Source organism: Providencia sp. PROV210 (assembly GCF_028479445.1).
Lineage (GTDB): Bacteria > Pseudomonadota > Gammaproteobacteria > Enterobacterales > Enterobacteriaceae > Providencia > Providencia rustigianii.
In genome coordinates this window covers 129,806-143,923 of the sequence record NZ_JAMPNQ010000004.1, presented here as the reverse complement: position 1 = coordinate 143,923, position 14,118 = coordinate 129,806, and the positions used below count along the sequence as shown (strand labels likewise).

The window sequence follows — 14,118 nt, the reverse complement described above, 5'->3', positions numbered from 1 at the left end:
ACAGCTAAATAGAGTCCGGAGTGAAGGGCGTTTGAAATATAGGAGGGTACTAAGTCCAAATGAGAACTTAGTACCTTTTAAACTCAAAGCTAGGTTAAGAGATAATAGAGAGCGGGAACAGATGCGACAGCGATAGCTATTATCAATATTTTCTCAGCGAGTTTCAGTGGGGCTTTAGATGTTTGCTGGGAACGAGCATAGAGAAACAGTAAGATGCCTGGTGCATACAAAACAACGGATAGCATCAAGTTAATCAAACCAGAAGCATATAATAGCCATAAACCATAAATGCTAGCGACTAAGCCGACTGCAAGTAATGCTTTACTATGACGACTATAGGCTACTTTAACCAAGAATGCCCCGACTAAAAAGTAGGGAACTAAAATCATTTCAGAGGCAATAGTTAGCAATGTATTGTAGTTGCTGCCACTTAGCCAAATTAAAACCAATGACAACTGTACTGCACCATTGGTGAGCCATAAAGAAGATGACGGCGCATCATTTTTGTTGAGTTTATTGAAAATTCTTGGGAATGATTGATATTGAGCGGCAATATACGGTACTTCTGCCGCCATAATTGTCCAGCTCAAATAGGCGCCACAAACGGAGATAATCAAACCCGCAGCAATAATGATATCGCCGCTAGACCCAATCAAGCTCACCATCAGGGTTGCCATTGATGGGTTTTTGATCTCAGCAAGATCAGCTCTAGGCATGATCCCTAGGGAAAGTAGAGTAACTAAGATATAAATAATCAATGCAGAGCTAACGGCAAAAATGGTAGCAAGGCCCACATCACGGCGATTTCTAGCTCGGGCAGAAACGACCACCGCACCTTCAATACCGATAAAAACCCACAACGTGATGAGCATGGTATCTTTGACTTGTTGCCAGACGGGAATTCCAAGTTCTATGCCGCTAAAATCAGCATCAAAAATATCTAATTTGAAAGCAAGAAAAGCCAAAACAATGAATAAACCGAGGGGGATGAGTTTTGCCATTGTGGCAAGTTTATTGATACCCGCAGCAGTTTGTACGCCACGTAAGACCAAATAATGAACGACCCACAGTAAAATAGACTCCCCAATTAAAGCCTGCCATGTATTACCATCACCAAATACAATGTTATCTGGCGTATCGGTAAAGAAGCTAATCGCAGCAAAGACAATGACTAAGTAAGATACGTTGGCAACGACGGCGCACAGCCAGTAGCCCCAGGCGGAACAAAAGCCAATAAACTCGCCAAATCCAACTTTTGCATAAGTGAATATTCCGCCATCAAGATCTGGACGTATCCTAGAAAGAAATAAAAGAGAAAATGCAAGGAATAGGATCCCGACGCCTGTGATGGACCATCCAATGATTAATGCTAATGGACTCGCCACTTCAGCCATATTCTGTGGAAGGCTAAAAACACCGGCACCAACCATTGAGCTGAGAACTAGCGCGGTTAGGGCGGTAAGGCTTAGAGTGTTTTTCAATGTATATCCTGGTTGTTCTGCAATCAAAAGTTAAAATGACGTTAAGATAGAGACTGTCGTAACTAGATTCACTATAACTGAGGATAAATCCAGTGAGATCGCCTACTAAATTAGTGTGTGGATTCTACGAATGAAATGAACCAGATGCAATGGAAAAATATGCACTTAAGCAGAAGTTTTATTCACTTTTGGTTACTAAAGGTAAACAAGTGGATACGATCGGGGGAGAATGCATTGTTTGCTTAAAATAGAGGGTACAAAAAAGCCAGTTTGTATCACAAACTGGCTTTTAGAAGAGTCTTATTAACGATTACTTAAATAGATCCGCACTAATGGTTACGCTGCCACCATTAGACTGCCATTCTCTCGTAATATGATAATATTTAGCACCTTTCGCTTCAGCACGTTTCGCTATTTGATAACGAACTTCTGGCGTATTGGTGTAATAACCAGAGAACGTGATGGAATCAAAAGGAACCATCATTGCTGCTGCGGTTTTGTTCACTTCTTCAATGACATAACCGTTAGGCAATGTCACGCTAGTGCGACCAGGTTGGCTAGATGATGTCTCAAAGAAACGACCGACCGCTTCGGTTGGCTCATCTGAACTGGCAACACCAGGAATTAATACTTTATCAGCGGCTTCGCCACCTTCCGCTAACATTGCTCGTCCGGCTTCAGAGTCAGCAGGAACAACTGCATCTTCTTTTTGAATTTGGCGTACAGGAGCGTCTTTTTTATAGATATAAGCCGTTGCTAGCGTATTACCACCATCATTCATGGCAACGTTACGCACTAAGTAGAAAGACGCAGCGCCTTTCTCTTTTGCTTTTTTAGCTAATGCTTCATATAGATCTGGTTGAGACGGGTAGAAACCACTGACAGTGACAGTATCAAAAGGTTGATATATTTTAGCGTCTGCTTTGGACATCTCTTCTATGCCATCAAATACTCGACGTTTTGATTCTTCAATCTTAGGTGCATCTTTTGCATACACATCCGCAACAACACGCATGTTGCCACTATCACCGATATCATCAAGGCTTTGAATGTAAAAGGCATTTGCCCCCATTTTATCAGCCCTACGGGAAACAGCATCGGATGCTTCATAGATAGCATTAAAACGCCCGGTGACTGTTATACGCTCATAAGGTTGTAATTCTTTAGCCTGTTTTGGCGTCAATTCAACAGCCGCTTGAGTCGCAGTTATACTTGTTAATGATAACACCGCGGCTGCGATGACCGTAGTTTTCAGCTTCATACAAAATCCTTCCGACTTGCGTAATTTATTATAAACATGCTGAATAATAGTTGTACCACATAGGCGAGATTATTACACGTAACTGTCTATGTTGTCGCATTATTTTATTTAGCGAGGACACAAATATTGGTTGACTAGTCAAATTTACCAGTTTTTTTTAAGTATCCAGTGTTTTATTGACCTAAAACTAAGATTTTCACGGTGAATTCCATTTACTGTCTTAGAAACGTGATCAATTATGGATCAATCAAGTTAATTTCAGTAGGTTATTAGAACATTTTAAAACGGTTTAACGACAAAATAAGACTTTTCTTTTTAACTAGATAGTCATATTTTGCTAATTAACTTACATACTAGATTACTTCATGCTTTAAAAAGGGAACATTATGCGTATTGGTATACCAAGAGAACGACTTGCCAATGAAGCGCGTGTTGCTGCTACACCTTCTACGGTAACTCAATTATTGAAATTGGGTTTTTCTGTGTGTGTAGAACAACAGGCGGGACATCTAGCAAGTTTTGACGATGCTGCGTATGAGCAAGTAGGCGCTGAAATTGTTGATCGTGAAACGGCACTGGCAGCAGATATTGTATTTAAAGTAAATGCACCGCAAGCCGATGAGATCTCATTATTAAAAGAAGGGGCGACTTTAGTCAGCTTTATTTGGCCGGCACAAAATCCTGATTTAATGGAGTCTTTGAAAGCACGTAATATTAATGTCATGGCTATGGATGCAGTTCCTCGTATTTCTCGAGCGCAATCTTTGGATGCATTAAGCTCGATGGCAAATATTGCAGGTTATCGTGCCATTGTTGAAGCAGCTCATGAATTTGGTCGCTTTTTCACGGGGCAAATTACTGCGGCAGGAAAGGTACCACCAGCCAAAGTGATGATTATCGGTGCTGGGGTTGCTGGATTAGCGGCCATTGGTGCAGCGGGAAGTTTAGGTGCGATCGTTCGTGCTTTTGATACACGTCCAGAAGTTAAAGAACAAGTGCAAAGTATGGGCGCAGAATTCCTTGAACTTGATTTCAAGGAAGAGGCTGGCAGTGGTGATGGTTATGCTAAAGTCATGTCGGAAGCGTTTATTAAAGCAGAAATGGAATTATTTGCAGCACAAGCTAAAGATGTCGATATTATCGTCACCACGGCATTAATACCGGGTAGACCAGCGCCAAAGCTGATCACCAAAGAAATGGTTGCCTCTATGAAGCCGGGTAGTGTGATTGTTGACCTTGCTGCACAAACAGGGGGTAACTGCGAATTAACTCAAGCAGACAAATTGGTTGTGACTGACAATGGTGTAAAAATCATTGGTTATACGGATTTACCTAGTCGCCTACCAACGCAATCATCACAGTTATATGGCACAAACCTTGTTAACTTGATGAAATTACTCTGCAAAGAAAAAAATGGCGAAATTGACATTGATTTTGATGATTTAGTCATCCGAGGTGTCACTGTCATTAAGCAGGGAGAAATTACCTGGCCAGCTCCTCCAATCAAAGTTTCTGCGCAACCACAAGTTAAACCTAAAGCCGTAGAAAAAGTAAAAGCACCAGAGAAAAAAATGTCCCCGGTGACCAAATTTAGTCTTATGGCGTTAGCTATTATTCTATTTGGTTGGTTCGCTAACTCCGCACCTGCAGAGTTTTTATCACATTTTACGGTCTTTGCATTGTCCTGTGTGGTGGGTTATTACGTGGTATGGAACGTAACTCATGCATTGCATACGCCGTTAATGTCGGTCACTAATGCTATCTCGGGAATTATTGTTGTCGGTGCATTATTGCAAATCGGCAGTGGTGGTTGGGTAAGTTTCTTATCCTTTATTGCCATATTGATCGCCAGTATCAATATTTTCGGTGGGTTCACAGTGACCCAACGCATGTTAAAAATGTTTCGTAAAGGATAAGGGGTAACTTATGTTGTCGAGTGGAGTTGTGACAGCGGCATATATTGTTGCTGCTATCCTATTTATTTTCAGCCTTGCAGGACTATCTCGCCATGAAAGCTCCCAACGTGGGAATACTTACGGCGTTATCGGAATGGCGATTGCATTGATTGCTACCATCATGGGACCCCATAGCGCTAATGTGGGTTGGATGATTACTGCAATGGTTATTGGTGCTGTGATTGGTATCCGCTTAGCGAAAAAAGTTGAAATGACTGAAATGCCAGAGTTAGTGGCGATTCTACATAGCTTTGTGGGTCTTGCTGCGGTACTTGTTGGCTTTAACAGCTTTATTGCAAGTGAAGGGCATGCCAATGCGGTGATGGAGAATATTCACCTAACGGAAGTCTTTTTAGGTATTTTCATTGGTGCGGTAACCTTTACTGGCTCAATTGTTGCTTATGGAAAATTATCTGGAAAAATGTCATCAAAACCGATGATGTTGCCAAATCGTCATAAATTGAACCTTGCTGCATTAGTCGTTTCATTCATTCTGTTGGTTATTTTTGTTAAAACTGACAGTGTGGGCCTGCAAGTCTTCCTGATGCTTATCATGACAGTGATTGCATTAGCTTTCGGTTGGCATTTGGTTGCCTCTATCGGTGGGGCTGACATGCCAGTCGTTGTTTCGATGCTGAACTCTTATTCAGGTTGGGCAGCTGCGGCGGCAGGTTTTATGCTGAGCAACGATTTATTAATCGTTACGGGAGCATTAGTTGGTTCTTCTGGTGCAATTCTTTCTTACATTATGTGCAAAGCGATGAATCGCTCATTTTTCAGTGTGATCGCCGGTGGCTTCGGTACCGATGGTTCTTCAACGGGCACAGAAGAAGAAATGGGAGAATACCGAGAAACAACGGCGGAAGAAGTGGCTGAAATGCTAAGAAATTCCACTTCAGTGATCATCACTCCGGGGTATGGACTAGCAGTGGCTCAAGCACAATACCCAGTTCACGATATCACAGCGAAATTACGTGAACGCGGTATCAAAGTACGTTTTGGTATTCACCCTGTAGCAGGGCGTTTACCCGGTCATATGAACGTATTATTAGCAGAAGCCAAAGTCCCTTACGACATTGTATTAGAAATGGACGAGATTAATGATGATTTTGCTGAAACGGATACGGTTTTAGTTATTGGTGCAAATGACACGGTGAACCCTGCGGCGCAGGAAGATCCAAATAGTCCAATTGCGGGAATGCCAGTATTGGAAGTTTGGAAAGCAAATAATGTCATTGTCTTTAAGCGTTCGATGAATACTGGATATGCGGGTGTACAAAACCCATTATTCTTTAAAGAAAATACCCAAATGTTATTTGGGGATGCAAAAGCCAGTGTCGATGCAATTTTAAAAGCATTGTAATAGTGAATAAAAGTTTTGATTAGAATAAACGCCCTGAAATCAGGGCGTTTTTATATCAAAATATCATGATCATTATTAATCGGATTTCGAGTAATAATAGGAGAAAATAAAAAAGCCCATAAATATGTCGATTTATGAGCTTCTACAGATTAATAAATTAATCTTTTTAATTAGTCATTTTCAGATGCATTAATTGGGCAAACAAAACCATCCGGTTTTATCGCCAATAAATCACATTTTAGTTTATCAACGACATGTTCTGCAGTATTACCAAGAAAAGCAGCTGATAGGCCTGTACGTCCTAAAATCCCCAGAACGACAACGCCTGCATGTAGCTCTTCGCACATATCGGGAATGATTTTTTCCGGCAGACCTTCACGAACATGGGTAAATTTCTCATCAATACCAAATTTTTGGCGTAAGCTTTTCATGGCAATCAGATGCTGACCACGTAACGCGTTATTGTACAAACTCGGGTCAAAATCCGGTAGTTCGATAGCAATATTCATGGGGGCGATAGGGTACGCACTGACTAAATGGATATCTTGATCCTTGATAACGCGTCGAGCTAAATCTTGCGTTTTTTCGACCAATTTAATATTGAGGTCATCATGGTAAGATTCTTCATTCGACAGATTAACCGCAACCACCACGGAGCCATGGTCAGGCCAAACTTTATCTTTTACCATCCACACAGGACATGGACATTTTCTGAGCAAATGCCAATCTAACGGTGTGAAAATAATGGATTCCAAATTGTCAGTTTGGTGTGCCATTTTCAATAGTAAATCATGTTGACCGCTGATGACTTCCTGAATGATGGCTTCATAAGGCTTGTTATGCCAAATGACTTTAATTTCAATTTCAATTCCGGCTTCAATATAGAAGTGTGCTTGCTGTTTTATCCATGCTGCTTTTTGACTGATGACGCCTTTGCGCATTGCATTACGTTCTTCAGGAGAAAGTAGGGTCGTCATATCATAAGATAAGTCATAGATAGGTAAGAACGCCTTTATCCGTCCCCCATTACGCTGCACGATATAAACAGCTCGTCTTAATGCAGGTTGATCATCCTGATTTGGGTCGATTGCTACTAAAAGATTTTTATAGTCAGCCATACAGATATCCTCTTAATAAACGGATAGTTCCATATCATTAAACTATGTTATTGGGGATAAATAGGCAAGATGTGTGCTGAAAAAATAACAACGGATCACCAAGTTTGTGATCCGTCTAGAAGAGGTTAGCAAGAAACGGAAGAAACTTTTCCTGCGATATCAGTCAGTTTAGTCATGTCATCGATAGTGATATATTTACCTTTAACGCTGAGCATGCCACTTTTTTGGAAACGACCTAATAAACGGCTGATAGTTTCAACGGTTAAACCAAGATAATTACCGATATCACCACGCGTCATGGTCAATCGAAACTCTCTTGGTGAAAAGCCACGTTCTGCAAAGCGATGTGAGAGGTTAAGAATAAATGCAGCTAAACGTTCTTCCGCATTTTTCTTGGATAATAAGAGGATCATTTCTTGATCTCCCTTAATTTCACCGCTCATCAGACGCATAATTTGCTGACGTAGGTTAGGCATTTTGCCAGATAAATCATCTAGCGTTTCAAATGGAATTTCGCAAACCATTGAAGTTTCTAAAGCTTGAGCAAAACTTGGGTGCTGAGTATGGATAATTGCATCAAATCCAACAAGGTCACCAGCTAAGTGGAAGCCAGTAATTTGTTCATCACCTTCTTCGGTGATGGTATAGCTTTTTATTGTGCCTGATCGGATAGCATATAAAGAACGTAATTCATCACCCGCTTTAAATAAGGCTTGGCCTTTTTGAATCGGTTTTTTACGTTCGATAATATTGTCTAGTTGATCCAGTTCATGTTCATTCAGCGTAAAAGGAATGCAAAGTTGGCTAATGCTGCAGTCCTGGCAATGAATTGCGCAACCACCAGACTGGATACGACGAACAACTCTTTTTTCTGGGATCATATTAAAAGCTCAATCAGATTAAAATTATTGATATGAGTCAATTTTAGCATAAGATATGACGACTGGTAAGTGCTATATAAGGCAGAATTGGCTTATTAAATAAAAAAGCAAAAGAAGCTAAATTTGCTAACTAAATAAGCTTAGAATTAAATGCTAATCTAAAAGATATTATTAATTCTAAAAATTGGAATATATTAAATGAAGGTATTTAACATTCAGAAAGTCGCACAAAAACATCAATTGAGTAAATACTTTCTTTGAGCAGTTTATTAGCATTAAATTAACACAAGAATAAACAAAAAAATATCATTTTATCCTATTAACCTATAAAAAGAGGACATAATGAGTAACATTTTCTCACCGTTACCCCCATTAATGACAGCCGTAGATATTATAGAGCCAGGCGATGCGGATAAACTGCAATTAATAAATATTCCACTGCCAAAACTCTCTGCTGGTTACATGATTGTAAAAGTTGAGGCAGCAGGAGTGAATCGGCCTGATATTTTTCAGCGAAAAGGCTCTTACCCACCACCTGAAGATGCTTCACCTATTATGGGCCTTGAAGTTTCAGGAACAGTAGTTGCAATGGCTGATGATGTCACACAGTGGCAGATTGGCGACCGTGTATGTGCATTAGTTGCTGGAGGGGGTTATGCAGAATATTGTTTAGTTCATCAAGATATTGCATTACCTCTCGGTAATTTAACCTTTGAAGAGGGCGCTGCAGTTCCTGAAAACTTTTTTACCGTTTGGGCCAATATGTTCCAAATTGGTCAATTAAAGCAAGGTGAAACTGTATTAATTCATGGCGGAACTTCAGGGATTGGTAGCGTTGCTATCATGTTAGCGAAAGCATTTGGAGCAACCGTGATTACGACGGTGGGGTCAGATGAAAAAGTGTCAGTCGCTAAATCTTTAGGTGCAGATTGTGTCATTAACTATCGCAATCAGGATTTTGTTTCCGTCGCACTTGAGTTCACTGCTTCTCATGGTGTGGATATCGTCGTTGACATCATCGGTGGAGACTATGTCTCTAAAAATTATATGGTGGCGGCTAAATTTGGTCGAATCATCCAAATTGGCATGATGAAAGGTAACCCAACAAACCTTAATATGATGCCGATGATGGTTAAGCGCTTACAACATACTGGGTCGACGATGCGTTCTCGTAGTATTGATGAAAAAATTCATATTGCGAAGGAGCTAAAACAGCAGGTATGGGGAATGTTACAAAAAGGTGAAATAAAACCAATCATTAACAAAGTGTATCGATTGGAACAAGTGACTGATGCTCATAATCATATGGAATCAGGTGATCTTTTTGGTAAAATTATCTTGATTAACAATTAAATAGATGGTTATTTTTTTGAATTAGCTATTTGTCAATATAATCCATTGAGAATGAAATTATTTTTCATTTATAACAAATAATTTACATTATCAAGTCTTTTTAGCGTAAATATCTCTTTACAGATAATTAATTTTTGAATTTTTGTACCTGTCCACAAATCCGAACGAAATTGAGATGTGTTTGTTAATATTTTAATGAAGATGGATTATATCTATAGACAAGTTGGCTCATTAACGGCTTGTCTACCTTTCAATATAGGTTAAGCGATATATCTCTTCGATATCATTAACAAGTTGTCATTTGACAAAGACATTCCCCCGTTATTGCACTTTCCAATGATAATAAGTTGGTCACTTAAATACGGTTGGCATTAGCCAACTGTAGTTTGAAGGTGTAGCGATAATGAATAATTTTAACAATAAAAACATGAATGTAGATGCACTATTTCTCGGTCCTAAATCTGAAAATGCGGTTTTTTTCAGAGAAATGATGGAATATGCAATATCCGAACACATACACTGGCGGTCAGGTTATCATCCTGAAGATCCAGACTTAACAACTACAGTCGATAGATACGCACCAGAGTATAGAGATACCTTATACCGCACGGAAGGTATCCTGAATCAGCTCTCCTCTAAATTGAAATCAACATCAGTTCCGTGGTTTTCTCCCCGTTATATGGGGCACATGAATGCGGATACGCTCATGATTTCAAATCTCGCCTATGTTATGGCGATGATGTACAACCCAAATAACTGCGCCCAAGAATCCTCACCAACCACAACGGTATTAGAGATTGAGGCTGGGTTAGACCTGTGTGCCATGTTTGGGTATGACGTGCAAACATCGTGGGGACATATTACTTCCGGCGGAACAGTCGCTAACTATGAGGGACTATGGGTAGCACGTAACATTAAAACGCTACCGTTAGCAATGTCTAAACACCCTCAAGCGAAAGTTTTGCTTACTGAGACGTCTGAAACTGCCTTATTGAATATGCGTACTTGCGATGTTCTCGATTTAATCGATGAGCTAAAAAAGTTGGGATTATTCGAAGAAATTCGTGATTTGACATGCCGAGGCGCTGGCGTTGAGCAGGGCAAACTCGGAAAATTGTTAGTACCTCAATCCAAACATTACTCATGGATGAAGGCGATGGATATTTTGGGACTAGGTCAACAAAATATTGTTCAATTACCCGTCAATAAAAATTATCGTACCGATGTAATGAAAATGCGTGATATCGTTTTTTCATTGATTGAACAAGGTGAGCCGATTCTTGCAGTGGTTGCTGTTGTTGGCACAACGGAAACTGGCGCTATTGATAACGTTGCCGAAGTGATAAAACTACGTCAAGAATGTGAACAACGCTTTGGTGTTTCTTTCTATGTCCACATCGATGCAGCCTATGCGGGTTATGCGTGTGCGATGTTCCGAGATGAGAACAATCAATTCCTTGAGTATGAAGCCCTAATTAAGCGCTATCATAATGACGGTATTTTTCCTGTGGACATGGTTTGGCCGAAACAGGATGTCTATGAAAGTTTTAAGGCACTTAATCAAGCCGACTCGATTACTGTAGATCCCCATAAAGTTGGATTTATTTCTTATGCTGCAGGCGCTATCTGCATGAAAGACAAACGCATTGTGGATTTAATATCCTACCACGCTGCGTATGTTTTTGAGGAAGTTAAAGAGAGCAGCCGTAAAACGGATAAACAGCAAAATGTGCTACTGGGATCGTCGATTATGGAAGGTTCTAAAGCAGGTGCAACCGCCGCCGCTGTTTGGGCTGCTCATCGGTTAGTTCCATTGAACTTATTGGGGTATGGAAAAGTGATTGCCGCGGGTATCACAACCGCCAACTGGATGATTGATAAAATCAATAGTAGCCCGTCTTTTGTGATTGATGGGCGTGAGTTTACGCTAGTTGCGATGCCAGCCCCTGACTTCCATATGATTAACTTTATGTTCAGGGAAACGGGAAACATCTCGCTGGAAAAGCAAAATCAGCTTAATAAGCGTTTATACGAATTATGTTCTTATGCGGCTGGGCGGACTTACGCTAATGATTTTTTAACCTCATCAACATCACTGACTTATGAAGAGTATGGTGATAACCCTCAAAATCTGTGTCTAGATGCGAACTTCAAGGAAGAAGAATGGCATAAGGTTCGTTCTATTTATGTCCTTCGAGCCGCAATTATGACCCATTGCTTGAGAGACAAGCAGCACTTTGAAAACTACTGGAATGAGCTGAAAAACATCTTTGAAGACAAACTACAACAACTCATTGATGAAGAAAACAAACACAGTCATTCCCTACAAAAAGTTAGTCTTTAATTGATTGGCTAGGATCTCAATATGAAAAATCGTACATTTGGTAGTGTTTTTATTGTTGCAGGTACTACGATTGGTGCAGGAATGTTAGCGATGCCGATTGCTGCTGCTGGCAATGGTTTTATGGTTAGTTTGGCGATGCTATTAGGGCTATGGGCTTTGATGTGCTACACCGCATTATTACTTGTTGAGGTTTATCAACATGAATCTCATGAAACGGGCATTGGGAGCGTTGCTCAACGTTATTTAGGGGCTGGAGGTAAATTCATTACAGGCTTCAGTATGATGTTTCTAATGTATGCACTAACGGCAGCGTATGTAACGGGTGCTGGTGAAATTATTACGTCAAACTTAAAGGGCAGTTTTTCTGTTGAAATGGCAGATTGGTTAGGAATTGTCATTTTTACTGTTATTGGCGGTGGTGTTGTGTGCTTTGGTACCTCGTCGGTGGACTTTATTAACCGTATTTTGTTTGCAGCAAAAATCATATTTTTAGTGATTATTTTGGCATTAATGTTACCCCATGTAGAACAGGTTAATTTATTATCATCACCAACAGAAAAAATACTTATTTTAGCGGCGATACCGGTATTTTTTACCTCATTTGGCTTCCATGGCAGTGTGCCAAGTATTGTAAAATATATGGGCGGAAACGTTAAAAAATTACGCCTTATTTTTATTGTAGGTAGTGCTATCCCATTAGTTGCCTATATTTTATGGCAGATAGCCACATTAGGCAGCATAGGAACGCATACATTTGTAGGAATTCTTGCGGAAAATGCGGGGCTAAATGGTTTACTTGATGCCATCAAAAAAGTGGCACAATCCAGTCAAACCGAGTTTGTCGCCCAAATGTTTATGAGTTTGGCTCTGGCGACATCATTTCTTGGTGTGGCATTAGGGCTATTTGATTTCTTAGCTGATTTATTTAAGCGTTCAGATAATGCATCAGGGCGAATCCAGACAGGGTTAATTACATTTTTACCTCCACTGATCTTTGCGTTATTTTATCCAAAAGGCTTTGTTATGGCCTTAGGGTATGCGGCGATCGCCTTATCTGTTTTGGCATTATTATTACCAAGCGCAATGGCATTAAAATCCCGTCATGCTAATCCGCGTAAGTATCAAGTTTTGGGAGGGACTCCCGCATTATTCATTGTTTTTTTATGTGGTATTGCGGTGATTACCATTCAACTTGGGATTGTATTTAATTTATTGCCGAATATAGGCTAATACAATCGAGTTATATTCTTGCCTTAGAAAGTCAGTTCTCTCCCAGAACTGACTTTTTTCTTATATTTATACGGCTAAAAACATTTTTTGCGCTGTCTTTTACTTATTTTCTCGCTACCATCTGAATGGTAATAATTATCATTAGCACGCATTGCAAAAAACCGATATATCTAAAGCTAGCATTTTTCTAAAAAGCCTCTATGATATTAGATATATCGGTTTTTACCGTGCTCAACGACTGAGAAATGTCATGGAAAACAAGCAATCTGTAGAAAACTGTTTATGTGATGGCAAAAGTGTTCGGCGAATGTTTAATCCAAAGCAATTGCGCATTTATATTTTGCATTTACTCGTAGATAGAGCGAATTATGGTTATGAGCTGATCAAAAAAATCAGTGAGTCAACGGCAGGGTTATATTGTCCTAGCCCTGGTGTGATTTACCCTACGTTGACGCTATTAGAAGAACTTGGTTTTATTTCAATCGGCGAGGAAACAGCTAAAGGGCGTAAGTGCTATGAGATCACGCCGGAAGGACGTTGTTTTTTGCTGCTAAAAGTTGAAATTCTTAATGAAGTGAAAGCTAAACTAAAATATGCACAAGAGTTAAGGGCTGGAAATCAGTTTGCAAATGAGATTGAGTCTGCGGTAGATAAGTTTAAATCACTACTCAGACATAAAATTGTGTTGCAACAGCTATCAAAAGGAGAGGCTGCCAAGGTAGTTGAAATTATTAACCAAGCAGTTAACCGAATTGAACAAGTAAATGCTAGTCTATTAGTAGGGGAAGGAAAATAACATGGCAAAAACAAGCCGAATTATTCAAGCAAAAGAGCAAACTTACATGAAAGAAACGATATCGATGAATCAAACTCAACAAACTGAAATAACGGAAGAAAAATTAGCATTAGCAACAAAAAAACAAGGGAAATTTAAAGAGGTTGTTTGCCCTAATGTTCCTATGTCTTACTTTAAGCGTGCTAAAAAACAGAAATCTTGAGCTAAATAGTGGCAAAACAGTTATTCATAAATTGACCACTAAAATGCTGGGTAATCACTAGACTCACAGAAAAACATTGCGTTACTTTATTAATAATTATTTTGCTGAACACGCCTCAGGCGAAAAATCCCCCT

Annotated in this window: 11 protein-coding genes; 7 read left to right on the top strand and 4 right to left on the bottom strand. The window is 39.8% G+C overall.

The window, feature by feature from the left end; genetic code table 11:
• Positions 1 to 89 precede the first annotated feature (89 nt).
• Both PR761_RS03785 and ydgH read right to left on the bottom strand, forming a co-directional pair.
• Positions 90 to 1,481, bottom strand: a complete 1,392-nt coding sequence (locus PR761_RS03785) for an amino acid permease (RefSeq protein ID WP_039854080.1) — start codon at positions 1,479 to 1,481, stop codon at positions 90 to 92.
• Between the two features lie 310 nt (positions 1,482 to 1,791).
• Positions 1,792 to 2,742, bottom strand: a complete 951-nt coding sequence (ydgH, locus tag PR761_RS03780) for a DUF1471 family protein YdgH (RefSeq protein ID WP_006813078.1) — start codon at positions 2,740 to 2,742, stop codon at positions 1,792 to 1,794.
• Between the two features lie 386 nt (positions 2,743 to 3,128).
• Here ydgH and pntA point away from each other — a divergent pair, with 386 nt between their 5' ends.
• Together pntA and pntB are read left to right on the top strand one after the other, a co-directional pair.
• A complete protein-coding gene (pntA, locus tag PR761_RS03775; RefSeq protein WP_115164299.1) occupies positions 3,129 to 4,658 on the top strand; it encodes a Re/Si-specific NAD(P)(+) transhydrogenase subunit alpha in 1,530 nt (509 codons plus the stop codon).
• Between the two features lie 13 nt (positions 4,659 to 4,671).
• Positions 4,672 to 6,060 carry a Re/Si-specific NAD(P)(+) transhydrogenase subunit beta gene (gene pntB / locus PR761_RS03770; protein WP_039854394.1) on the top strand — a complete coding sequence of 463 codons (1,389 nt, stop codon included), beginning with the start codon at positions 4,672 to 4,674 and terminating at the stop codon, positions 6,058 to 6,060.
• Between the two features lie 170 nt (positions 6,061 to 6,230).
• Here the strand turns inward: pntB and uspE are convergent, their stop codons facing one another.
• Together uspE and PR761_RS03760 are read right to left on the bottom strand one after the other, a co-directional pair.
• Entirely contained in the window at positions 6,231 to 7,178 is a 948-nt protein-coding gene (gene uspE, locus PR761_RS03765; protein ID WP_006813074.1) for a universal stress protein UspE, read from the bottom strand.
• Positions 7,179 to 7,303: 125 nt separating this feature from the next.
• The gene (locus tag PR761_RS03760) at positions 7,304 to 8,059 is read right to left on the bottom strand and encodes an FNR family transcription factor (protein ID WP_112836739.1); all 756 of its coding nucleotides are present in this window, start codon (positions 8,057 to 8,059) and stop codon (positions 7,304 to 7,306) included.
• 342 nt (positions 8,060 to 8,401) lie between these two features.
• Between PR761_RS03760 and PR761_RS03755 the strand changes: the two genes are divergently transcribed.
• The 5 genes from PR761_RS03755 to PR761_RS03735 all read left to right on the top strand — a co-directional run bounded on the left by PR761_RS03755 (position 8,402) and on the right by PR761_RS03735 (position 13,984).
• Positions 8,402 to 9,412 (top strand): NAD(P)H-quinone oxidoreductase, encoded by a 1,011-nt coding sequence (locus PR761_RS03755; RefSeq protein ID WP_154611074.1) that lies wholly within the window; start codon positions 8,402 to 8,404, stop codon positions 9,410 to 9,412.
• Positions 9,413 to 9,815: 403 nt separating this feature from the next.
• Entirely contained in the window at positions 9,816 to 11,756 is a 1,941-nt protein-coding gene (locus tag PR761_RS03750; protein WP_006813071.1) for a pyridoxal phosphate-dependent decarboxylase family protein, read from the top strand.
• 81 nt (positions 11,757 to 11,837) lie between these two features.
• Positions 11,838 to 12,986, top strand: a complete 1,149-nt coding sequence (tyrP, locus tag PR761_RS03745; protein WP_248696618.1) for a tyrosine transporter TyrP — start codon at positions 11,838 to 11,840, stop codon at positions 12,984 to 12,986.
• Between the two features lie 250 nt (positions 12,987 to 13,236).
• The gene (locus PR761_RS03740; protein ID WP_039854075.1) at positions 13,237 to 13,782 is read left to right on the top strand and encodes a PadR family transcriptional regulator; all 546 of its coding nucleotides are present in this window, start codon (positions 13,237 to 13,239) and stop codon (positions 13,780 to 13,782) included.
• A gap of 1 nt (position 13,783) precedes the next feature.
• Positions 13,784 to 13,984 carry a hypothetical protein gene (locus PR761_RS03735; RefSeq protein ID WP_006813068.1) on the top strand — a complete coding sequence of 67 codons (201 nt, stop codon included), beginning with the start codon at positions 13,784 to 13,786 and terminating at the stop codon, positions 13,982 to 13,984.
• Positions 13,985 to 14,118: the final 134 nt, after the last annotated feature.